General features: G+C 64.7%; 20 protein-coding genes. 6 read left to right on the top strand and 14 right to left on the bottom strand.

The window, feature by feature from the left end; translation table 11 throughout:
* Window positions 1-441: 441 nt before the first annotated feature.
* The gene (locus ACZI8R_RS17110; RefSeq protein WP_463380855.1) at window positions 442-564 is read right to left on the bottom strand and encodes a hypothetical protein; all 123 of its coding nucleotides are present in this window, start codon (window positions 562-564) and stop codon (window positions 442-444) included.
* A 239-nt stretch (window positions 565-803) separates the two neighbouring features.
* On the bottom strand, window positions 804-2198 hold the full coding sequence (locus ACZI8R_RS17105; RefSeq protein ID WP_463380854.1) for a WS/DGAT/MGAT family O-acyltransferase: 1395 nt from the start codon (window positions 2196-2198) through the stop codon (window positions 804-806).
* Window positions 2199-2634: 436 nt separating this feature from the next.
* Here ACZI8R_RS17105 and ACZI8R_RS17100 point away from each other — a divergent pair, with 436 nt between their 5' ends.
* Window positions 2635-2973: a hypothetical protein gene (locus ACZI8R_RS17100; RefSeq protein ID WP_463380853.1), complete on the top strand. Its 339-nt coding sequence runs from the start codon at window positions 2635-2637 to the stop codon at window positions 2971-2973.
* Window positions 2974-2976: 3 nt separating this feature from the next.
* On the opposite strand, the gene ACZI8R_RS17095 is transcribed toward ACZI8R_RS17100, so the two are convergent.
* The 6 genes from ACZI8R_RS17095 to aztB all read right to left on the bottom strand — a co-directional run bounded on the left by ACZI8R_RS17095 (window position 2977) and on the right by aztB (window position 10487).
* Window positions 2977-5316 carry a glycoside hydrolase family 65 protein gene (locus ACZI8R_RS17095; protein ID WP_463380852.1) on the bottom strand — a complete coding sequence of 780 codons (2340 nt, stop codon included), beginning with the start codon at window positions 5314-5316 and terminating at the stop codon, window positions 2977-2979.
* Complete coding sequence (locus ACZI8R_RS17090; protein WP_463380982.1) at window positions 5306-6055, bottom strand: HAD family hydrolase; 750 nt, start codon at window positions 6053-6055, stop codon at window positions 5306-5308. The genes ACZI8R_RS17095 and ACZI8R_RS17090 overlap by 11 nt, the downstream gene beginning before the upstream one ends.
* A gap of 134 nt (window positions 6056-6189) precedes the next feature.
* Entirely contained in the window at window positions 6190-7359 is a 1170-nt protein-coding gene (gene aztD / locus ACZI8R_RS17085) for a zinc metallochaperone AztD (RefSeq protein WP_463380851.1), read from the bottom strand.
* A 70-nt stretch (window positions 7360-7429) separates the two neighbouring features.
* Window positions 7430-8344, bottom strand: a complete 915-nt coding sequence (gene aztC, locus ACZI8R_RS17080) for a zinc ABC transporter substrate-binding protein AztC (RefSeq protein WP_463380850.1) — start codon at window positions 8342-8344, stop codon at window positions 7430-7432.
* The gene (locus ACZI8R_RS17075) at window positions 8341-9627 is read right to left on the bottom strand and encodes a YncE family protein (protein WP_463380849.1); all 1287 of its coding nucleotides are present in this window, start codon (window positions 9625-9627) and stop codon (window positions 8341-8343) included. The genes aztC and ACZI8R_RS17075 overlap by 4 nt, the downstream gene beginning before the upstream one ends.
* 32 nt (window positions 9628-9659) lie before the next feature.
* Window positions 9660-10487, bottom strand: coding sequence for a zinc ABC transporter permease AztB (gene aztB / locus ACZI8R_RS17070; RefSeq protein ID WP_463380848.1), 828 nt, complete (start codon window positions 10485-10487; stop codon window positions 9660-9662).
* A gap of 19 nt (window positions 10488-10506) precedes the next feature.
* Here aztB and aztA point away from each other — a divergent pair, with 19 nt between their 5' ends.
* On the top strand, window positions 10507-11226 hold the full coding sequence (gene aztA, locus ACZI8R_RS17065) for a zinc ABC transporter ATP-binding protein AztA (RefSeq protein ID WP_463380847.1): 720 nt from the start codon (window positions 10507-10509) through the stop codon (window positions 11224-11226).
* Window positions 11227-11371: 145 nt separating this feature from the next.
* Here the strand turns inward: aztA and ACZI8R_RS17060 are convergent, their stop codons facing one another.
* A complete protein-coding gene (locus ACZI8R_RS17060; protein WP_463380846.1) occupies window positions 11372-11890 on the bottom strand; it encodes an arsenate reductase/protein-tyrosine-phosphatase family protein in 519 nt (172 codons plus the stop codon).
* A gap of 126 nt (window positions 11891-12016) precedes the next feature.
* On the opposite strand from ACZI8R_RS17060, the gene ACZI8R_RS17055 reads away from it, so the two are divergent.
* Together ACZI8R_RS17055 and ACZI8R_RS17050 are read left to right on the top strand one after the other, a co-directional pair.
* Window positions 12017-13339: a UDP-glucose dehydrogenase family protein gene (locus ACZI8R_RS17055; RefSeq protein WP_463380845.1), complete on the top strand. Its 1323-nt coding sequence runs from the start codon at window positions 12017-12019 to the stop codon at window positions 13337-13339.
* Between the two features lie 127 nt (window positions 13340-13466).
* A complete protein-coding gene (locus ACZI8R_RS17050; protein WP_463380844.1) occupies window positions 13467-14771 on the top strand; it encodes an Hsp70 family protein in 1305 nt (434 codons plus the stop codon).
* 4 nt (window positions 14772-14775) lie between these two features.
* Here the strand turns inward: ACZI8R_RS17050 and ACZI8R_RS17045 are convergent, their stop codons facing one another.
* Window positions 14776-16035 (bottom strand): YibE/F family protein, encoded by a 1260-nt coding sequence (locus ACZI8R_RS17045; protein ID WP_463380843.1) that lies wholly within the window; start codon window positions 16033-16035, stop codon window positions 14776-14778.
* A gap of 622 nt (window positions 16036-16657) precedes the next feature.
* On the opposite strand from ACZI8R_RS17045, the gene ACZI8R_RS17040 reads away from it, so the two are divergent.
* Complete coding sequence (locus ACZI8R_RS17040) at window positions 16658-17158, top strand: hypothetical protein (RefSeq protein ID WP_463380842.1); 501 nt, start codon at window positions 16658-16660, stop codon at window positions 17156-17158.
* A 2-nt stretch (window positions 17159-17160) separates the two neighbouring features.
* On the top strand, window positions 17161-18312 hold the full coding sequence (locus tag ACZI8R_RS17035) for an MAB_1171c family putative transporter (RefSeq protein ID WP_463380841.1): 1152 nt from the start codon (window positions 17161-17163) through the stop codon (window positions 18310-18312).
* Here ACZI8R_RS17035 and ACZI8R_RS17030 read toward each other — a convergent pair.
* From ACZI8R_RS17030 to ACZI8R_RS17015, 4 genes are read right to left on the bottom strand one after another with little or no spacing between them, the layout of a single operon-like run.
* Window positions 18288-18704: a hypothetical protein gene (locus tag ACZI8R_RS17030; RefSeq protein ID WP_463380840.1), complete on the bottom strand. Its 417-nt coding sequence runs from the start codon at window positions 18702-18704 to the stop codon at window positions 18288-18290. The two genes, ACZI8R_RS17035 and ACZI8R_RS17030, sit on opposite strands and share 25 nt — an antisense overlap.
* Entirely contained in the window at window positions 18701-19411 is a 711-nt protein-coding gene (locus ACZI8R_RS17025; protein WP_463380839.1) for a helix-turn-helix domain-containing protein, read from the bottom strand. Before ACZI8R_RS17025 ends, ACZI8R_RS17030 begins: the two co-directional genes overlap by 4 nt.
* A 57-nt stretch (window positions 19412-19468) precedes the next feature.
* Window positions 19469-20749, bottom strand: a complete 1281-nt coding sequence (locus tag ACZI8R_RS17020; RefSeq protein ID WP_463380838.1) for a pyridoxal phosphate-dependent aminotransferase — start codon at window positions 20747-20749, stop codon at window positions 19469-19471.
* Between the two features lie 57 nt (window positions 20750-20806).
* Window positions 20807-23107 (bottom strand): FHA domain-containing protein, encoded by a 2301-nt coding sequence (locus tag ACZI8R_RS17015; protein WP_463380837.1) that lies wholly within the window; start codon window positions 23105-23107, stop codon window positions 20807-20809.
* Window positions 23108-23290 lie beyond the last annotated feature (183 nt).

Genomic DNA, 23290 nt, shown 5'->3' with positions numbered 1-23290 from the left:
GCACAGGCGTACACCCCGACCACAACCGACTAGTTGATCAGATTGACCGCGCACGCCGTCCGGAGACGTATGCACGGCGGCACGACGTATGTCGTGCAGGCCGCAAGGAAAGTTACCGATTGTCGATCTGTACCGGATCGGAACGCTCGACTTCCCACCCTGATGTTCGGTCCCCTTGCGCACCGCTGCTCATATGCAAGCATGCAGTATTTTTTCGGCGTTGTCATGTCGGTGACGCCTAGAGAAAGTCGCACTCAATTGTGTACCTACACAAAAAGATTCGAGAAGCTATATGTGGACGGCAGTACCGATCGAGGGCTACTGTCGGGTAGGTTTTATTGCTACTGGTGAGTAGTTATTCACGGACAGCCCACTGCATTCGAGGTGGAAACGAGACGAGCCCCCAGGCTTTGCCGGGGGCTCGTCTCGTTGTAGGTGGAGTCAGGCGTTGGTGGATTTCGATGCGCCGAGTAGTGCGTAGAAGAAGTTCTTGATGGCGACGAACTTCTCGTTGGTGAGGTCGATCGCCTCACGCAGCGACGTGTCGAGTGCGGTGTCGGACATGGTTGTTCCTCCCTCTGGTGTGGAGCACGGCCGTGCCGTCACAAAATCGCACCTGCGCGGTCTCCTGGCCAGCGTTCGAATTTGCGTGTGCGGGTGACAATTTGGAAGTTCAACTAACTGGTGGATAGCGGCGAGTGAGATTCGACGTACCTACCAGCGCAATCGGGCGTCGGGTGATGTGAAGTCGAACCGGCTTCCGTGATCCGACCGCCGACAACATGTGTCGAAGATCACGCGATTCAGATGCCGAACGCGCTCTCCAGTGCCGCGAGTTCGGCGCTCAAACGCGCAGGGAACGACTGAACATCGGGAACACTCCGGCGGCACGCGGTGACTCCGAACGAAATCATGTCGTCGCTGCTGGTGGAGGTGATGTTCAGGGCCTGTCCGTGCATCGGAATGGACATGGGGTGCAGCGCATCGAGTCGCGCACCGTTCCAGTATTGGGGGTTGCTGGGGCCGGCCACATTGGAAATCACCACGTTGAAGGGCGGCCTCGGCAGCGGATTGTGGCCGAAGAACATGTTGGCACCGGCAGGTGCTGCACCCAGGGCGCTCATGGCCAGCACCTGGGTAGGACTCATCGCGCGCAGCGAGTCCTTGCCTTCCTTCATGCAGGTCCGGATGCTGCTCAGTCGTTCCCCTGGATCGGACAGATGGGTGCCGAGGTCGCACATCAGGACGCCCACGGCATTGCCGTCCTCGGCCCCGGTTCGGCCATGGAGCGACACCGGAACCATCGCGACGAGTGCCTCGTCCGGCAGGGCGGAGCGATCCGACAGGTACGAGCGCAGAGCGCCGGAGGACATCGCGAGTACGACGTCGTTGATGGTTGCGTCTGCGTACTTGGCCACGAGTCGCAGACGTTCGAGCGGCCACGCCCGCGCCGAGAAGTCCCTCGCCCTCGAGACTCGGACGTTGAACATCGTGGTCGGCGCCGACACCGACATGGCTCCGCCGCGTTCACGGACCGCACGGGAGACCGTGTCGGCGAGCGCCGGGACGGTGCCTGCCACCTCCCCGAGGAGGCTGCGCCCGGTGCGAAAGGCCGCACCCGGCAGGTCGACCACTCGGCTACCGAGCTGCTCGGGCGCGACGGCTTCCAGCTGTGGTCTGTTCTGCCACGGAGCCCGCATGCTTCGCTGCTCGGAGTCCTCGCTGAGCGACTCACGCAACACCTTCATGGCCGTCACCCCGTCCATGACCGAGTGGTGAATCTTGGTGTAGATCGCGAACCGGCCGTCAGCGAGACCCTCGATGAAGTGCATCTCCCACAGGGGGCGAGTGCGATCGAGGGGCGTGCTGTGCAGGCGCGCGCACAGGTTCATCAGCTCGCGATCGCCGCCGGGAGTGGGGAGTGCGTTCTTGTGAAAGTGGTGGTCGAGATCGACGGGGGAGCTGGAGTCCCATGCCCACTGACCGAGTGTCGCCAAGGTTCGTCGTGGCCGTTTCGCGAATCGCTGGGAGACGTTCTCGGGCTCGTCCTCGACATGTGCCTCGAGGAGGGCGCGGACGTCCCGCGCGTCGGCGCCTTCGGGAGGTTGGAAGATCTGGATCCCACCGACGTGCAGCGGATGCTCGTGTGCCTCGCCGAGGAGGAACATCGAATCGAGTGGTGACATCGGCAGCAGCATGCGGCAGATCCTCTCCGGCGTTCACGCATCCCCCCGGATGCGCGTATCGACGGTCGGTCGGATGGGGTGACGACCCTGATCGGCGCCACGCGGCGCTGCGAGACGGTGTCGGAATGGGAACGATCAGGTGTCAGAGTCAATTAGTACTACGCCGGTTTGTGATCTGCCACTAGACAAATGTCCAGTCAAGACCTGGGTATCGACCGTATTTCACGAGAATAATTGAAGCCGAAATCTACTGTGGCATACACATTCTCAAAGGATGTAAAGCAGTAGCGCGTTTCGGTTGTCCCCCGGTTGGGGGACAACGGTGTGGTCCCGAGAGTCGGTGCGGATGGGGGAGTGCTCACGGAGCGTCATGTCCGATAGTGGATTCACACGACGAACGACACACATGATCGTTCGGAAAAAAGTCACTCGGACAGAAGGTTTCGAAATGCACAACGTTACCGACATCAGGATCGCTCGAAATCGCGCGCCGCGTCAGGTGCTGTTCGTCGGGGCGCCGGCCACCAGTGCCGAAGCCACTCGCTGGGCGATGGTGCGTGGCTGGCTTCAAGCCGAAGGGATTCTGCCCGTCCGGCAGATACACGGCGAGATTCTCTGCGTGATTGCGAGCGAGGATGTCCTCGACGGAATGTGCTCGGCAGTGGAGGCGGCAGCGGTCCAGCACGCTCGGAAGCTCGGAGCGCCGTGTGTCGGAATTCACGACTCCAATGCGATCTGGGATCTCACCGCGCCGGCGCGGACCGCACGGCAGATGGTCGGGGCGTGACTCTCAGCCGCGCCGGGCGGGTGCACGGCCGGGTGGCTGGCGCACCTCGGGGATCTGCTCGAGCGCCGGGATCCCGTGGGTGACCGGAGTGGAATCGAGAGTGAAAGGTTCACCGTGATGCGACAGCAGGATCGGATCGCCGCCCTCGAGTGTGTACGTCGCGGTGTGCTGATGAATTTCGACCGCGATGCAGCTGCCGCGCACGAGCATGTGAAACGCCAGACGATTGAGCTGTTCCGGAATGCGCGGTGCGAAACTGATGTTGCCGCCGTGATCGCGCATGCCACCGAAACCGGCGACACACCCCAGCCACGAGCCCGCCAATGACGCCACGTGCAGCCCGTTGGAGACGTTCGAATGCAGATCGTGGAGGTCGGTGAGCGCAGCCTCCGAGAGATAGTCGTAGGCGAGCTGCAGGTCGCCGATCTCTGCGGCGACGATCGACTGAACGCACGCGGACAGTGACGAATCGCGAACGGTGATCGCCTCGTAGTAGAGGAAGTCCGCCAACTTCTGGTCGTCGGTGAAGGCGTCTCCGCGCAGGTAGAGCGCCATGACCAGGTCGGCCTGCTTGACCACCCGTTTGCGGTAGAGATCGAAGTACGGATAGTTCAGCAGCAGCGGGTACGTCTCCGGCGGCGTTCCTTCGAAGTCCCAGTCGGCGTGGTGGGTGAAGCCGTCCGATTGCTGGTGGACACCCAATCCGTCGTCGAACGGGACCCTCATATGTTCGGCGGCGTCGCGCCACAACGCCGTCTCCTCGTCGTCGACACCGAGGTCGCGGGCGAGGTCGGGATGCTTCGTGCACACCGTCGCGGCGTCCACCAGATTCTGCTGGGCCATCAGATTGGTGAACACGTTGTTGTCCGCGACGGCTGTGTACTCGTCCGGCCCGGTCACGCCGTCGATACGGAATTCGCCCTGAGAGTTGTGATGCCCGAGAGAGCACCACAACCGGGCGGTCTCCACGAGGAGTTCGATCCCGTAGTCGACCTCGAACTCGGTGTCCTCGGTGGCGGCCAGGTACCGCGCAGTCGCTGCCGCGACGTCTGCATTCACGTGGAACGCTGCCGTGCCGGCGGGCCAGTAACCCGAACACTCCTGGCCGTTGATCGAGCGCCAGGGGAACGCGGCGCCCCGCTGTCCGAGTTGGCGTGCACGTTCCTTCGCCGTGTCCAGCGTCGAGTGTCGCCAGCGCAATGCGTCGCGGGCAGCATCGGGCATCGTGTAGGTGAGAACGGGCAATACGTATGTCTCGGTGTCCCAGAAGGCGTGACCGTCGTAGCCCGGCCCTGTCAGTCCTTTCGCGGGAATGGCGCGCGATTCACCGCGAGCACCGGCCTGGAGCACATGGAAAAGGCCGAAACGCACCGCTTGCTGCAGTTCCGCGTCGCCTTCGATCTCCACGTCGGCCGCGGCCCAGAAGTTGTCGAGGTACTGGCGCTGACGCTCGAGGAGTGTGTCCCAGCCGGTCTCCATGGCGCCGGCCAGTGCTCCGTCCACCTGTGCCCGCAATGCAGGCACCGACCGCCGCGCTGACCAGCCGTACGCCAGATACTTGGTGACGCGCAAGGTCTTGCCGGCTGGAACGTCGACCGCCACGGTCAGTCTGGCCAGGTCTTCCTCGGTCTCGATGCTGCAGCGAGCATCCTTGGGCAGTTCGATCTCGTGATCCATACCCGCGGCCATGTACAAGTTGGACGAACGAGTGTGATGGGCGAGTACTGCGCGATAGCCGCTGGCCACGGCGAAGTCGGCGACGAGCGGATTGTCGAGCGCCGCCGCCACCCTTGGATCGTCCGACTTGGTCGGCAGCGGTTCGTTGGCCAGTAGGTCGGATTGGAGAACGAGTTCGAGTTCGCCGTCGAGAGGTTCGACCTCGTAGCGAATCGCCGCTACGGCACGCGAGGAAAAGGACACCAGCCGTTCGGATCGGATCCGCACCCGTCGTCCCGTGGGCGAGACCCACTCGGTGGTCCGCCGGAGCGTGCCGGATCGAAAATCCAGGACGCGCTCGTGGTGGGGGGCCTCGCCGTATCGCATGTCGAGGGGCTCGTCCTCGATCAGCAGTCTGATGATGTTTCCGTCGGTGACGCTGACGACGGTCTGCCCGTCCTCCGGGTACCCGTACCCGGCTTCGGCGTACGGAAGCTCGCGCTGTTCGTAGAAACCGTTCAAGTAGGTGCCGGCGAGGCCGCGCGGCTCACCCTCCTCGAAACTTCCACGAATACCGATGTGGCCGTTCGAGAGGGCGAAGGTCGACTCCGTTCGGTGCAGTGCTTCGAGGTCGAGACCACGCCACCGCAGTTCCCATGGTGATATTTCGTAGCCTTCAGCGTCCATGCGCACCGGCCTGAGGTCCGGTCAGCAGGTCTGCGAGATCGGTGACGACGACATCCGCGCCGTGCTCGCGCAGGGCATCCGGATGGTCCGCTCTGTCGACTCCCACCACGAACCCGAACTTGCCGGCCCGGCCGGCTTCCACTCCGGACAGTGCGTCCTCGAAAACGGCGGCGTCCTCCGGAGGCACCGCGAGCGCTTCTGCTCCAGCCAGGAACGAATCGGGCGCGGGCTTGCCGCGCAGGCCTCGGTCGGTGATGACCACGCCGTCGATCCGGATGTGCACGTATCGGCTGAGGTCTGCGGCGTCGAGGACCGACTTTCCGTTGGCCGACGAGGTGACCACAGCGATCTTCAGTCCGTGCTCGTACGCGGCCTGGATGTACTTCACCGAGCCGGGGTACGGATTGACGCCTTCCTTCTCGATCACCTTCAGCAGCAGCTCGTTCTTGCGATTGCCGATTCCGTTGACGGTGTCGTCGGACGGGGGATCGTCCGCCGCGCCTTCCGGAAGGGCGATGCCGCGGGACTGGAGAAAGGTGCGAACGCCGTCGGCGCGGGGACGACCGTCGACGTGATCCTGGTAGTCCTCGTCGCTGAAAGGCTGAAATCCGTCACCGTCGCGTCGGCGCAGAAAATCGTCGAATGTCTGTTTCCATGCTTTCCGATGCAGCACCGCAGTGCCGGTCAGCACACCGTCCAAGTCGAACAGACACGCCGAGATGTTGCCGGGAAGTCCCATCACCCCTCTGACGGTACAACCGAACCCCCTGGATTCGTGGCGGATGAGTAGTCGCGTGTTGTGAGAGTTCCCAAGCTGGCGCGTTTCGGTTGTGGAGCGCTCGGTGCGCTCCACAACCGAAACCCGGTCCGTTGCTAGCCGGTAACGCCGGTCAACTCGTTGGGAGTCTCGGGGAGTTCGGCTTTCGCTGTCACCTTCTTCGACGCGAGATCGACCGAGTGAATCGCTTTGGTTGCCGGATCGGTGACGTATGCGGTGTCGCCCTGAACGAAGAGGGTGGGACGAGGATCCTGCCAGGTTTCCGATTCGGACCAGGGGGCGACGACGGGGATCGTTGCCGTCACAGCCTTGGTGCTCGGGTCGATCACGTGCACGGCACCATCCGTACCGAGGACCAGTGCTTCTCCGTCCGGCCCTCGGCCCAGCGACCTGAAGCTGTAGCTGGTGCCGAGGTCGACGAGCGAGATCTGGTTCGTCTCGGTGTCGATCAGGGACACTCGTTCGGGCCGCTCCAGATCCGCGTCCGGGTCCGTCTTGTAGTCGCCCAGCAGGACGGGGGAGTTCTCGGAACCGGCCTGGTTGCCGATTCTTCCGTACGGATCCGGTGCGGAGATTTTCGTGACGACCCCGTCCTTCACGACGAGGGCGCCGTTCTCGCATCCGAACGACACGGCCTCGCCGGCTGCCACGGCTTCACCGTGCACACCGGGGCATTCCTCGCTTCGAGCGGTCTCGTGTCCGTGTTCGTCCAGTACGACGACGCCCTGGCGTTCGTCCTCGTTGCCCAGGGTCGTGAGAAGGGTGTTGTCCGAGAGTTCCACCGCGACACCGTGGTGCGCCTCGGCGGTGACGTGCTCACGCGTTTCGGGCTGCCCGTCGCTCAGTGCGGTGGGATCGAAGATGGTCACTTTGCCGGTGCCGTCGTCGAACAGGACCGTCTTGCCGTCGTGACGGACCACGTGGCCCGGTGTGTCGGCGGCGAAGCGCACATCGGTCAGCGCCGGCTCGGCGGTGTCGAGCGCCTCGAACGCGTTGCCTGTGCTGACGAGTACGTGCCTGCCGTCGCCTGCCGGATTCAGGCGGACGAATCCATCGATGTCCTCGATGGTGTCCACGACCTCCAGGGTGTCGGCGTCGAGGACCATGACGCCGTCGTCGTAACTGGCGGTGAGTCGTGGCCCGGCTGCGTCAGTCGACTTCGTGTCGGTGGCGGCGTCATTCGATGAGCAGCCGACGAGTAGTGCGGCCGACGCGCTCAGCGCGACTGCGGCCGTGAGTATGCGGTTTCCGTGTGGTGTCTTCACGAGCGAGAAGACAACCCTTATTGCAAACGATTGTCAAAGCTAATAATGCGCATCTCCGCATGTCGAAGGCTCACCGAAGCGCCTCGGTGATGCGCTCGGAGTTGGATTCCATCATCTCCAGGTACGTGGCTGCGCCGGATCCGTCCTCGCCCAAAGACTCGCTGAACAGTCCCACCACCTCGACGTCCGTCCCGGATTCCTTCGCCAGAGCCTCTGCCAGCTTCGAGGGTTGCGACGAGTCGACGAAGATCGCAGGGACACCCGAATCGCGCACCGCGTGGGACAGGTCGGCCAGATCCGCAGAACTCGGCGAGGCCAAGGTCGTGCCGCTCGGGACCACGGCTCCGATCACCTCGAAGTCGAATCGTTCTGCGAGATAGCCGAACACGTGATGATTGGTGATCAGCGTGCGCCTGGGTTCGGGAATGGACTCGAAGCGCGCGGCCATCGTCGACGTGAGTTGCGCAATTCGGTCGGCGTAACTCTTCGCCCGCGCGTCGATCGCGGACGTGTCTACGCCCTCGACGTGCATGGTGACCGCATCCCGAATCAGCCCGACCGCGCGCGCCACCCGGTCGGGGTCCGTCCAGAAATGCGGGTCCGGCGTACCCGCGCCGTCACCGCCGCCGAAGGAGATCGGCTCGACGTCGGGTGCCACCTCCAGCACCGGGACGTTCTCGGACCGGGCAGCGTCGACCGTTTTCGCAATGCCTTCTTCTAGGCCGAGTCCGTTGGAGATCACCAGGTCTGCGGAGGCGATCCGGGCCGATTCCGCCGCGGAGATCTCGAACGAGTGCGGATCCGCGTTCGGCGGCATGAGCACCCGCACCTCAGCGGCGTCGCCGACGATGTTCTCGGTGATGTCGCCGAGAATGTTCGTGGTCACGACGACGGTCGGGCGGTCCGTGCTCATGTCCACCGAACATCCCGTGGTGGCGAGCACCGCGCCGGTCAGAAGCGCGGCGAGGGCGATCGAGCGCTTCATTCGCCCACCACGCTCATCGAGCCGACGGTGAATCCGGCGTCGAGGGTGCGGGCGATGCGCGCGTTGTCGCGATAGTCGATCTCCTGCACTCGCGATCCGGCCGGGTCGCTCACGTATGCACGCTTGCCGGACACCAGAATCGACGGCTTCGGCTGCGACGCGTCACTCCAATCGAACGGCTCGGCCAGGGCCGGTGTGGATGCGGTCTCGGCACCGGTGGCGATGTCGTAGGTGCGGAACGAGCCGTCGGCGAGAACGGCGAACGCCGTTTTGCCGTCACCGGAGAGATTCACGTCGAGAGCACGATCCGGTGTGCGGATGTGAGTCCAGCCGCGTGCCACCGTGTCGAACACGAGAACCCCGTCGTTGGTCGCGGCCGGTCCGGCAGTTGCGACGAGAATCGGCACGGAATCTTGCTCGCGGAATGTGGTGGGTCGGGATTCGGGTGTGATGCCGTCGGGGTAGGGGACCTTCTCGGACGTCCACTCGGTGCCATCGGTGCCGTCGGTGGAGGCAATGAACACCCCGTCGTCGCACGCGACCACCGCGTACTTGTCGAACGCGGCCGCGCCATGCATCCGGGGGCACGGAGTGTCGAACGACTGTGTGATCTCGCCCTCGGTGTTGCGGAGTTCGAAGGATTCGGGGCGAGTGTCTTCGGGGTTTTCGCTGGACCGCGAGACCAGAAAGTGGTCGTCGACCGGAATCACGACTCCGTGCTGCGGTGCGTTCGCCGTGATCGAGAATTCGGGGTCGGAGTTACCGTCCGACAGTTCGTCGAACGTGTTGACCGTTGCCGTGCCGTCGCCGTCGAAGAAGGTGGCGACCTTGCGATCGCCGGCGACTACGTGCGCCGGTTTCGTGCCGTCGATTCGGCCGAGTTCGGTGGGTTCCTTGGTGTAGGAGTGCGTGTGATCACCGTGGTCGATGGTCCACGAGCCCGGTTCGAGGACGTGGGTGACGTCGCCCTTTCCGTTCACGGCGTACACGTATCGGTCGTTGACCGTGGTGAGTTTCGCAGCGCCCTCGAGGTCGAAGGAGTGGAGCGATTCTTCGGAGGTGAGGTCGACGATGTCGACTCGCCCCGAATCGGCATCGGCGAGGACGAGGCGTGGTTGAGGTCCGTCCACCTCCGTCGACCCGGATTCGGCGGCGAGGTCGCTGCCTGCGGCGGAGGATCCCCCGGCAGGGTCTTTCGATTCTTCGTGCGATCCGCAGGCGGTGAGTGTCAGGGAAGCGGTCGCGGCCACAGCGGCGACTCGAAAGAAGGTGGACTGGCGCACAGGTTCTCCGTCTTTGAAGGAAACGATAATCATTATCGTAAACGGAGGCGCCTTCGGGCAGCGCGCCCGGCACCGACGACGAAGAACTGCGCCACCGCCGTCCCGGCGATCGTCGCACCCGCGGCCGTGTCGCCGTACCACGACGTCACGAGGCCGATGAAGGTCGCCGACCAGCCGAACAGCACCGCAAGTGTCATGGTTGCGGCAATCGAACGACCGAACAGATATGCAGTGGCAGAGGGTGCGATCAGGAGTCCGAACACCAGGAGGGTGCCCACGACTCGGAACGACGCGACCACCGCCAGGACGACCAGTGCGAGTAGTGCGATATGGGCGAACCTCGGGCGGAGGCCGAGCGTGTGCGCCTTTCGTTCGTCGAAGACCAGGGCTACGAACGGGCGATAGCAGGCCACGGACACCCCGGCTGCAAGGACGACCGCTCCCGCGAGCCACCACAGATCGTCGACGGTGGCAGAGAGGACGTCGCCGAACAGGAAGCCGGTGAGGTCTACCGCGAACGAACTCGATCGGGACACGATCACCACACCGAGGGCGAGCATTCCGGCGAACAGGAGTCCGATTCCGGTGTCCTCGGAGAGCTCCGAATCTTTTGACACCCACGCGATTCCGGCGATCATCATGATCGCGCTGATGGCGGCTCCGGCTACCAGGTTCGCGCCTACCAGGTAGGAGACGGCGATTCCGGGGAGCATGCCGTGAGACACGGCGTCACTCATGAACGCCATTCCGCGCAGGACGACCCAGGTGCCGACGAGGGCGCACAGGATCGAGACGAGCATGCCCGAGAGCAGGGCCCTGCGGACGAACGAAACGGTGAACGGGTCGAGTAGCCACTGCACGGTGCTAACCTAATTGACGATGATTGTCATAAGCGAATTGACCGTGCGATACGGCGCGGACACGGCGCTGCGCGGCGTGAATGCGAGGTTTGCGCCCGGAACCGTCACGGCGCTCGTGGGGCACAACGGTTCAGGCAAGTCGACGCTTCTGCAGGTACTCGCGGGGGTCGCCGCGCCCGGTTCCGGTTCGGTCGCGGGGGTGCCGACGTCGGTGGCCTACGTTCCGCAGCGCAGCGCGGTTGGTTCCCGGTTGCCGCTGTCCGTGCAGGAAGTGGTGGCAATGGGAGTGTGGGGGCGGGCAGGTCTGTTCCGGCGGGTGTCGTCCGCGGATCGACGTGCGGTCGATGCGGCGCTCGACCGGCTCGGGCTCGTTGCGCTGCGGCGTCGACGGCTCGCGACGCTCTCCGGTGGGCAATGTCAACGCGCGCTACTGGCCCAGGCAGTCGTACAGCGAGGTGATCTCGTGCTCCTCGACGAGCCGAGTGCGGGGCTCGATATGGAGGCTGCTGCGGTGATCGACGAGGTGATCGGGGAGGAGGCTGCGCGCGGCGCGACGGTCGTCGTTGCGACCCACGACCTGCCGGGCGCTGCGCGGGCGGACCAGGTCATCACACTTGAACGCGGTTCAGTTCGTCAGGCGCCTGCAAGCAGCGAAACCGGTTGGTATCGCCCGAATGTGGCGGCCGCCCACGGCCCGGTCGAGTCCCGCAGTCGAGCGTTACACAAATTAGACATGTGAAATTCGTGCATCTCGGCGAGGTTGGGTCTAGTGTGGGGAACGCACGTCCAGCCAACCCCCCCGGCTGGTTGCGCCGGCCCCGCCAACCCACCCCCCCGGTTTGGCGGGGCCACTCTAATTTCAGGGGCAGGCCGACCCGTATCCGCTACGAACGCACCGAGCGGGTCAATGCACCCGTCAACTCGGCGATCTCGGAACCCACCGTCAGGTAGGTCTCCTCGTCCTTGCCCGACGGGTCGGCGATGTCCTCGGGACCTTCGGAAGCCGTGAACTTGGTTCGGGCGGCATCGAGCGCCGAGACCGTGCCGGCTCCCGAATCCTCCGCGAGACGCGCGGCTTCTTTGAGTGTGAACGCCTTCTTCGACTGCGTCGGGGCGAGCTTCAGGACCTCGTCGCGCTCGCTCTCCGTCATCGTCAAGATCAGATCAGCATCTCCGGCGATCTCCGCGGTGAGGCTTCTGGCGCTGAAGTCGGTGGGGTCTCCACCGAGTCCCTCCAAGACAGCAGCCGCAGTCTTCTCCATGGGCTGACCAGCCTTGGCCTTCGTTCCCGCACTCGATGCAACGAGATCGGCCGTGCCGATTTCTTCGGCATAGGCCGCGGTGATGCGTTCGGCCGTCGCGGAGCGGCTGACGTTTTCGGTGCAGACGAAAAGAACATGCATGACCGAAAGCATAAGGTCTCGAAATCCGAGCGCCGAACAGGCACCTCACCTGTTGTACACGTGTTGTTGGTTCCACACACCGACGAGGTATCCGTGGTGATCACTTCCCGGGATTATCAAGGTGACATGCGCTGCACCGTGTTTGGAACCGGATACCTGGGGGCGACCCACGCGGCCTGTATGGCCGAGCTCGGTCACGATGTTCTGGGCGTCGACATAGACCCCGGCAAAGTGGCGAAGCTCTCGTCCGGTGAAGTTCCTTTCTATGAGCCCGGCCTCGCCGAGGTGCTCCGCCGCAACATCGATGCAGGTCGATTGCGGTTCACCACGTCGTACGACGAAGCGGCCGCATTTGCGGACCTGCACTTCGTCGGCGTCGGCACTCCGCAGAAAAAGGGCGAATACGCCGCGGATCTGCGCCACGTGCACTCGGTGATCGACACCTTGGCCCCGCTGCTCGACGGACCGGCCGTGATCGTCGGCAAGTCCACCGTGCCGGTGGGTACTGCCGCCGACCTGGGTGTTCGCATCCGCCGACAGGCGCCTGCCGGTGACGACGTCGAAGTGGTGTGGAATCCCGAGTTCCTGCGCGAAGGATTCGCCGTCGAGGACACGTTGCGCCCGGATCGGCTGGTGCTCGGGATCGACCGCGACCGCCCGGGGCGCGCCGAATCGCAGCTCCGCGAGCTGTATGCGGACCTGCTCGACAACGACGTCCCCTTTCTCGTGACGGATCTGGCGACCGCGGAACTGGTGAAGGTGTCTGCGAACGCCTTCCTGGCGACCAAGATCTCGTTCATCAACGCAATATCCGAAGTGTGCGAGGCGACGGGCGCCGACGTCACCGAACTCGCCGACGCTCTCGGCTACGACGCCCGCATCGGTCGTCGATTCCTGAATGCCGGACTCGGGTTCGGCGGCGGCTGCCTGCCCAAGGACATCAGAGCCTTCATGGCACGTGCCGGTGAACTCGGCGCGAACCAGGCTCTGCACTTCCTGCGCGAGGTGGACAGCATCAACATGCGTCGTCGCACCCGCATGGTCGAACTGGCCGCACAGGCCTGCGGCGGTTCGCTGCTCGGTGCGAACGTCGCGGTTCTCGGGGCCGCCTTCAAGCCGGAGTCGGACGACGTGCGTGACTCGCCGGCGCTCAACGTCGCGGGCATGATGCAGCTTCACGGCGCGGTGGTCAGCGTCTACGACCCCAAGGCTCTGGACAACGCTCGACGGTTGTTTCCCACCCTCGATTACGCCACGTCCGTCACGGAGGCCTGCGAGAACGCCGACGCCATCCTCCTGCTCACGGAGTGGAAGGAATTCGTGAATCTGGAGCCGGGTGATCTCTCGGACGTCGTCGGCCGCAAGGTGATGGTCGATGGCCGCAACTGCCTGGACGCACAGGCATGGCGGGATGCGGGTTGGGACTACCGAGGACTCGGGCGCGGGTGACCTGCGCCACCCGAGTGCCTGGTAGATCGTCTGCGCAGCGCTGATTCTCGGAGATTTCGGTAGGCTCTCGAATCACAGGGTGGGGGGATTCGAACATCGGACCCATGTAATGGCGATTGAGGGGCCCATGAGTTCGGTTCTCGGTGTATCGGTGGGGGCGAGCGCTGTGCGTTTGGTGCGCCCAGATATCAGTGACCGAGACGGTGTTCTGTCGCAGTCGGTCGATGCCCGACGTCCGGAAGAATTGGCCGCCGAATCGATCGGTGTCGTTCTGACCGGCGATGCGAACCCAGGGCGGGTGCATCACACGGGCGTCGCCTACCGGGACGACGTACAGGCGGGGGCCGTGCACGCTGCGATGGCTCGCCAGCAGCTTCGAAGCTATCGCCTGGTGCCGGAAGTTCGGGCCACCCTGCACGCACTGGAACAATCCGGTGTTCTCGAGTCTGCCGAAGTTCCGATGATCTACGACCTGGGTAGTTCGGGACTCACCATCAGCGTCGTCGATCGGGCCAGCGGGGACGTCCTCGAATCGCTTCGGACCGACACCGTGGGCGGCGACATGTTCGATCGTCTAGTCCGAGACAACCAGGTGTCGGCTGGCCGGCTTCGTTCCCCGCGCACGGAAGCGGAGTCACGCGAACTCGATGCGCAGTGCCGGGCCGCCAAAGAACAGTTGTCGCGCGGCGGTGCGGTGTGCGTGCCGGGCGACAGCGGTCTGCTCCTGCTGTCGCGCTCGGTGTTCGACTCGCTCGTCACAGTTGTGGTCGAATCGTCCGCTCGCCTCGCACGTGAGGTGATTGCGCGTTCTCCACGTGTTCCCGATCTTGTCGTTCTGGTCGGCGGCGGGGCCCACATCCCATTGGTGCGTTCGGTGATCGAGGCGTGGATCGCCTTGCCCACTGTGGTGCCGGATACTCCGGAACTGGTGTCCGCCCGTGGCGCCGGACTGTTGGTTCGTTCGGAGTCGGCTGAGCAGGTGACGCCGACCGACGACTCGGCGTCGTCCGATTCGTCTTCGCCCGAGCCGGACTGGGCCGCGTTGATCGACGGGCCATCCGCCGGCAGCGAAGCACGCGCACGTAAGCGAAAGATGGGTGCCGTTGCCGCAAGCACAGCAGTGTTGGGAATCCTGGGAATCGGGGTTGCCGTCGGTAGCGCGATGACGCCCGGGGCGACAGTGGGCGAGGCGGTTCCGGCCGCTCCGATCGTCGCTCCGCCCAGCAGCACCACGATCGCGCCGCCACCCCCACCGCCGCCTGCGCCCGAGATCAGCGAAGCGGCGCCCACGCAGCCTCGAACCCCGCGGAGTGTCGAGATGCCGGAACCGGCTCCGCCCCCGCCACCGCCGCCGGGCCCGGTCTTTCCGGGGCTACCCCCGATCCAGTTGCCGCCGCTGCAGTTGCCGGAGTTTCCGCGCTTTCCCGGCTGATCGTTCAGCGTGAGTGGCGTCCACCGCTGCGAACAGGAGTCGGTGCGCTCCCGAGAGGACGGGCGAGCAACACGGCAATTCCCGTCGTCAACGGGACAGACAACGCCAGTGCAATGCCACCCACTGCGGACCTGGTGATCTCCGTTGCCACCGCGTCGCTCGTCAGCACGTCCTGGATCGAACGCCCCGACACGCTGAACAGCAGCAGCAACGGCAACGCGCCGCCGGCGTAGGCGAGGACAAGCGTGTAGACGGTACTGGCGATGTGGTCGCGACCCACCCGCATCGCGGACGCGAAAATGTTGCGACGGTTGGCATCCGGATCGAGTTCTGCCAGTTCGAATGCGGACGATGCCTGAGTGATCGTCACGTCGTTGAGGACACCCAACGAACCGATGATGAAGCCCGCCAACAAGAGTCCGGTGATGCTCACCGTGCCGATATATGCCTGCACATCGGTGTTCTGTTCTTCGGAAAGGCCGGTCAGTCGGGTGAGGCCAATGGCGGCATACGACAACACTGCGGCCAGGAACATCGACGCGAGCGTCCCGAGTAGGGCCGAGCTGGTGCGTAGCGAGACGCCGTGCGCCAGATACAGCACCGCATACAAGATGATTGCACCGCCGACGAGTGCGACGGGTATCGCGGGCTTGCCGTCCAGCAGTGCGGGGAGCATGAACACGACGAGGACGGCGAAGGCGACGACGATGCCCACCAGCGCCCGTAGCCCGCGCCAACGGGCGACGGCGATGACGACCGCGGCGAAGACGAGTGTGATCAGAGCCAGCGGCATGCCGCGCGAGTAGTCCTCGAAAGAGTACTGGATCGCGCCGGTGGTGTCCGGTTGGCGAAGCATCCGAATGTCGTCACCCACCTGCAGGCTTGGCTGCCCGGGGTTCGGGATGATCTCGAGAAGGGTTCGCATCCCCGAGTCGTCGCCCGATTCGATGTCGACGATGCTGCGTTCGCACTGGTACGTATCGGTCTCGGGCGGCACCGGGTTGCCGGTGAACGCTCGACCGGCGGACACACTGCCGCACGCGCCGGGCTCGTGAGCGGTGACGGTTCCGGATTCGCTGACAACAGAGTCGCCCAGTGGCAGCTTGGTCTGGATCTGCTCGGTGCTCGGCCACAACAGTGCTGCACCCACGGCCACTGCCGCCGCGATGATGCCGAGGAGGGTGATGACGACGGTGGCGGCAGCCGTTCCGAGTGGTGCCCGTCCGCCGTGGCCATGCCCGTGTCCGTGACCGTGCGTTGTCATCGGCGAGTGTCTTCGGAGTAATTCGTGTGTGTGAGCACCACGACAGAGTAGTCACGGCGAAATCGGTGGGCCGACCGAGTGAACCTCGAGGTTGCCGCATCGCACGGGTATAGCTCTTGTATCGCTTACATATCGCCAATGTGATTAAATATCCTGGCAACGTCGAACATGCGCCCACGAAGCGCTCGACGGCAGGGCCGCGCAGTCTGAATCGGGTTGGGCTCGAGTGTCTGCTTTGGCAGATCGATCCGGAGGGGGATCGATCTGAGGGCTGAGATTCGGTGCACAAGGGCACAGCGGAACGGACTGCGAAGTTCGCAACGAGGGGTGGATTTCGCGTCGAGTGATAGGCCGAGCTGGGTGGCGGGGTACAGGGGGGGTTGACCCCGCCACCAACCTGGCGACCACAGGGGGGGGAGGGTCGTCAGGTGCTCGTGGGCACCGAAGTGCCGAGAACCAATTTACATACACATCGTGTGCATTCGTCAACTGGGTGGGCGAAATCGCAACCGTGTCGTTGCCGGGATTGCGATCACAGACGCCGATATCTCGACCCGTACCGAGACGCAAAGGGCACCGGTGCGCCCGAGGGCATAGAATGCCACCGTTCAGGAGGTGAACGGTGAAGCGGCAATTCCGCGAAAACGAAGTCGGGCGAGCGCTGGAACGGATGAATCTTCCGTCCGCTGTGACCCGTGATTCCGTTGTGGCCGGTGTGGTCGCGCGACGAGGCCGTCCCATCAGGTTGGTTCCGGTGCCGCATCGCGTGTTGCGAGGTAATCACTTCGGAATGTGGCTGGCCCGAGTTTCCGACGACGTCATCGTCTTCACCGACGACACCTCCGACATGCACGCCACTCACATCGTGTGCCACGAGATCGCCCACATGGAGCTTCATCACGATCGCGAACCGGTCGGTGACACCACACTCGATCCGGCCCAGCTGCGTGATCTCGCGCCCAGTGTCGGGTCCTCGGAGATCGTCAGTGCCTTCGGCAGGTCGAATTACTCCTCCAAGCAGGAGTACGACGCGGAGCTCCTCGCGACGCACATCATGGCGCGGGTGAACCGCCGCGGCGGCAACGGCGACGAACGGGCCGCACGCATTCTTGGAAGCTTCTGAGCATGACCGCGTTACCCCCGCTGGTCACCGGCATCCTCCTGTTCGTGGTGTGGGGCACCACAGCTCTCCGGCTGATCTTCACCCGGCGCGGTGTGGTCAACACCCGGCAGAACGTATTTCTGATCCTGGCGTCGATCACCGTCCTGATGTCGAAGTCGTGGGTGCATCAGCCTCTCGACGAGACCTTCGGCTTCGGGACCGCCCGCCACTTCGGTAACGCGATCATCATGTTGTCGTTCGCGTCTCTGCTCAGTCTTGCCGTGGCGTGGGCGTGGGGGCCCGACAAGTGGCCGCGAATACACGTGGTGTCCATGGCGTTGTCCGCGCTCCTCGGGATCGCCTTGTTGATGTTGAGCGCGCCTGCACGCGCCGCCGGGGAACGCATCGAGGAGTCGGGCGGATGGCAGTACGCCGGGTACTTCGTGGTCTACGCGATCCCGTCGCTGACCGTCTGCGGGACCATCATCGTGGTGGCAACGAAGAGCCTGCGCCGGACGACCGATCGTTCCGAGCGGTGGATGTTCGGTGTGCTGATCGGTATCGGCGCGGTGTCCGGAATCGACACCGCCTCCATGGCGGTGGCGGCAGTCATGAGCGCCCTTGGTGTGACGAACGGATTCACGGAGTTCCGGACCGAGATCAACGGTGTGACAACGATGTTCATCCTGGTCGGCATGTGTCTCGTCGCGGTGCGGCCCGCGATCCGCACCGCGATGGGTGCGTTCGAACTCGACCGGCCCTCGAGGCAGCGCAGGCTGCTGTCGCCGATGTGGCGCACGCTCACCGACGCGGTCCCCGAGGTTGTGCTCGAACTGCGACCGGCAGACCGGAGTGCGCTGCCCTCGCGGATGGCTCTGCATCGCATGTGCGTCGAGATACGTGATGCGATGTTGGTGGTCGACGAGTATCCGCAGTTCGGCCGTGTTCCACCGCTCGGTGAGGATCACGACCTGAGCATCGCGGTCGGTCTGCATCTGGGCGCCATCGCCCGCGCAGGTGGCGAGCCGGCGGAGCCCGAGCGTGAGCGGATCGCCTCCTACTCGGTGGACCTGCGAAGTGAGGCCGGTGAGCTCGCTCGAATCGCCCGCCACTGGGTGCGGGCAGGCCGAATTGCCCGCGAGTGGGTGGCTTACCGCGAATCCGTGCCGAACTGACCGGGAAGGTTCTGTAGCAACGGGATCATCCGTTCCATCGCTTCGACCGACAGCTGCTGCGCGTCCGGGGTTCCGCGCATGGACATGTGGTTGACGCCGGCGTCGCGGACCGCGAGCTTGAACCGAATCAACGTGTCGTAGTCGTGGTAATCGGAGTCCGAGAGGTACTGCACCGGCGCGTGGAACCAGGCCGCAAGTGCCGAAAGGACCTCAGGCTCGCCGTACGGGTCGTCACCGTCGCGCAGCGCCTGCACGGACTCGATGCTCACCGGCCGACCGAGAATCCTCGCCAGCGACTCCGCCACCTCTGAGGTGGTGGGCTCCGGCGCTCCGTCCTCGTGCGCAAGTGCGAACAACCGGTTGAGGCGGACGGAGAGTGGGGTGGTGCTCATGCGCTGATCTCCGAGCTCGCATCGGTATCGGGTGTGGGGTACGCGAGGGACTTCTCCCAGCGTTGGTGGAAGCGCTCGCGGGTCTGCTCGTCGAGATCATGGTGTCGTCCGGACAGGAAGCGGCGATACCAGGCCTCTTCTTGCTCAGCAGGGTCGGCGAATTCGGGTGGTGCCTCGAGCAGTGCCCCGAACGCGAACTCGACGAGGGGCTGCCGGGGGCCGGTGGGGCCGCCGTTGACCTCGAGGAGACGGGTCACGTACGCACCGGTGATCTTGGAGACGACTCGATTCAGATCCTCGGCTGCCTCTGACAGTCCGGCCACGTCGGGGTTGGCCTCCGCGAGACGGTTGACCTTCGAGTGCGGGCCGAGAATCTCGATGATGGTCTCGAGATCGAGCGGAATCTGGGACGGGCCGAGCGCCGGCGGTGGAGGCGTGACCATGTTCGGGGCCGGGTCTTCACCTTCCACCGGGGTCGGGACGCCACCCTCGAGGGTGCGGGCGGCGCTACCCGGAACCCAACGCAGCGCGATATCGAGCTTGCGGAGGGTTTCGATGCTCGGATCAGGACCTGTTCCGTTCTCGGCGCGGGTCTGTGCAGCGTCCGAAGGTCCGCCGGCAGCGGTCACCTCGTCCTGGGTCAGGTTGAGCATTCGCCGTCGCTTGTAGACGAACTGCCCGAACCTGGCTCGGGTGTCGCTGGCCATGATGATCCCCCCAAAAGAGATAGCAAAGCGATGTTCGTATCGCTTTCTGTCTCGATCCTACTGCTTGTAGCTCGTGAGGAAGTTGCCGAACCTCTCGATTGCCACCGCGAGGTCGCGAGCCCAGGGGAGGGTGACGATTCGAATGTGGTCGTGATCGGGCCAATTGAATCCGGTGCCCTGGACGACGAGGATCTTCTCCTGCAGGAGAAGATCCTGCACCAGCTTCTCGTCGTCGTGGATCTCGTAGACCTCGGGATCGAGGCGCGGGAACGCATACAGTGCGCCGCGGGGCTTCACACACGAGACACCCGGAATCATGTTGAGCCGCTCCCACGCGACATCGCGCTGCTCGAGCAGTCGGCCGCCGGGCAGGATCAGGTCTTCGATGCTCTGATGGCCGCCGAGTGCGACCTGGATCGCGTGCTGACCGGGCACGTTCGGGCAGAGGCGGGTGGAGGCGAGCAGGTCGATGCCTTCGAGGAAGCCCTTCGCGTGATCCTTGGGTCCGGTGATCGCCATCCAGCCGGCGCGGTAACCGGCGACGCGGTATGCCTTCGACAAACCGTTGAACGTGAGGCACAGGAGGTCGGGTGCCAGCGTGGCCAGCGAGGTGTGCTTCGCATCGTCGTAGAGGATCTTGTCGTAGATCTCGTCGGCCAGCAGCAGCAACTGATGCTTGCGAGCCAGGTCCACCAACTGCTGCAGCACCTCGGTCGAGTACACCGCGCCGGTGGGGTTGTTCGGGTTGATGACCAGCAAGGCCTTGGTCTTGTCGGTGATCTTCGACTCGATGTCCGCGACGTCGGGGTTCCAGTCGTTGCCCTCGTCGCACAGGTAGTGGACGGGCGTACCACCGGACAGGCTGGTCATGGCCGTCCACAGCGGGTAGTCCGGCGCCGGGATGAGCACCTCGTCACCGTTGTCGAGCAGTGCCTGCATCGTGATGGTGATGAGCTCGGAGACCCCGTTGCCCAGGTAGATGTCGTCGACGTCCAGTTCGGGGAACCCGGGGACAAGCTCGTATCGGGTCGCGATGGCGCGGCGCGCGGAGAAGATGCCCTTGGACTCCGAGTAACCCTGCGCATACGGCAGAGCGGCGATCATGTCGCGCATGATCACGTCGGGTGCATCGAAGCCGAACGGTGCCGGGTTGCCGATGTTGAGCTTGAGGATGCGGTGACCCTCGGCCTCGAGACGGGCGGCATGCGCGTGTACGGGTCCGCGAATTTCGTACAGCACGTTCTGAAGCTTGCTCGACTGCTCCAACGCACGCTGCGGCTGACGACGGTGAAAATGCTCCGGAGTGCTCACGGCGTTCATCTTCCCATCCATGCGCAACCCGATTAGAGGTCAGCCCCTGTGAGTGGTTGACGAGTCTCTGCCCTCGTTGACCACTCACAGGGCGCGGAGCGCCCGTAGCCGGAGCCTGCTGTACGTGAAGAGTGCAAGCACCGAGCTGATGAGCACCAGCACGGCGATGCTGAGCAGCCACCACGACGCGGCGTGCTGCCACAGCGTGTCCGGCTCCGTGCCGGTGGCATTCGTGACCAGGTCGACCGTCGAGGCAGCGGCCGAGAAGCCCCAACGCGAGGGGAAGAGCCACGCGAACTGTTCGAGTACGGCACGGCCGGTGATCGTGATCAACCCGCCGCACATCACCAGTTGCGCCATGATCGTGACCACGAGCATCGGCAGCACCTGCTCGTTCGAGCGCGCCACCGACGACAACGCGAGTCCGACGAGCACGCACGAGCAGGTGGTGACGGCGATGTCCACGATCAGTTCGAGGGATCCGGAGGGAATGACGCTTCCGCGTCCGGGGAATCCCTTACCGATGAAGACGATCACGACCATGATCACCGACTGCACGATGGCAGCGCCGCAGAACACCACGATCTTGGCTGTCAGGTAGGCCGACGGCAGCAGCCCCGCAGCCCGTTCGCGGTGGTAGACCATGCGTTCGCCGACCAGATCGCGGATGGTCAGCGAACAGCCCATGAAGGCGGCGCCGAGAATCAGCACGACCAGGATCTGCGTCAGTTCGCCGGACACGTCGTCGCCGGACGGCCCGAAGCCGCTGTCGCCCGGGACGAGCAGAGCCAGCCCGCCCAACACGAACGGCAGGAGCGACAAGAAGATCAGGTAGCCCCGGTCGGCGCGAATCAATCGAACCTGGCGCCTTGCGACGGTGCTCAACTGTTTGCGCCGAGACGTGTGTGCGGGACGGCCCAGAGGACCGGGCGGGCTCGCCGGCGGCGGCGCCGATTCCGGACGGGTGGCACGGTACTCGGCGAACACTCCGTCCGGGTCCGCGGCGACGCGGGCGAAGATGTCCGCCCAGTCGGTGCTTCCGAGCGCGGCCCCGACACGGTCGGGTGGGCCGACGTACGCGGTCTTGCCGCCGGGTGCGAGAAGTAGGACCTGGTCGCACATCTCGAGATACGACAACGAGTGCGTGACGATGACGACGACGCGGCCCGAATCGGCGAGGCGGCGCAGCGTCGCCATGATCTGCCGGTCGAGTGCCGGGTCCAGTCCCGACGTCGGCTCGTCGAGGATGAGGAGAGACGGGCCCGTGAGCAGTTCCAACGCGACGGACGCGCGTTTGCGCTGGCCGCCGGAAAGACGGTCGACGCGAGTGTCGGCGTGCTCGGTCAGCTGCAATTCGTCCAGCACCCCCGCGATCACCTCTTCGCGGTCGGCCCGGGTGGTGTCGGGTGGCAGTCTCAGCTCGGCGGCATATCCGAGCGCCCGCCTGACGGTCAGCTGCCTGTGGACGACATCGTCCTGGGGCACCATTCCGATGCGGGAGCGCAGCACCGAGTAGTCGGTGTGCACGCTGCGCCCCTCGAATTCGACGACTCCGTCCGTGGGTTTGCCCGAACCCGAGATGATGGTGGCTACCGTGGTTTTTCCCGCGCCGGAGGGTCCGATCACGGCGGTGAGACTGCCCGGTCCGGCATCGAAGGTGACGTCTTCGAGCAGGCGCCGATCGCCGTCGATGGTGAGCCCGACTCCCTCCACCCGCAGGCCGCCCGCTGTCGGAATCGCCGTCTGCCGCAGAACGAGTCGGCCGTCCTGCACCATCAGATCCGTGTTGCCGATGGTGACCACGTCGTTCTCGGTCAGACGTGCTCGCGAGACCCGGGTGTCGTCGACGAACGTTCCGTTGGCACTTCCCAAGTCGTCGATCTCGAGGGCACCGGGCACGCTGTGGACGATCGCGTGATGACGCGAGGCGAGCACATCCGCGACGACGATGTCGCTGTCGGGCGACCGTCCGATCGTGCGAGAGCCTGCCGGGACCGACTCGTGCGGTGTCGGTTCCGAAGCGTCGACGCTGATCGTCGACTCGTCCCATCGACCGCCCACGGCCAGCCGCGTCGCGTCCGGATCCTCGACCGAGATGCGCAGGACCGGCCCGTCGGTGGCATCGCCGAGGCGGACGCGGAGCGCACCGTCGACCGGGATCTTCTCTCGGCGCTCACCGTCGATGTAGATACCGTTCTTGCTGTCGGCATCGACGAGCAGCCATCCGTCGTCCCAGGTGATCCGGGCATGTTCGCGGGACACCAGGGGGTTGGCGATGGTGATCTCCAACTGGGGATCGCGGCCTACGCGCACCGGCGTACCTGGACCGAACCTGGATCGTCCCTGTTCGGTCTCGACCACGACCCACAGGTCGTCCATGGCCATCGCCTCCGGACTTCATCGTCCCATGTATGGCCTCCGGCCTGTGAGTGGTTAGCGAGCTTCGGTTCATGCGGTCGTCGCAACATTCCTGATCGAATGAAGGGATGTGGATGGTGGCGAGGACGTATGGGCAGCGGAGGGTGAGCAGTGAAGCGCGGGCTCGGTTCTGGGTGTCGTGGGTCGAGG

The sequence above is a fragment of the Rhodococcus huquni genome, from assembly GCF_055231055.1.
This window is presented reverse-complemented; position numbering and strand designations above follow the sequence as displayed.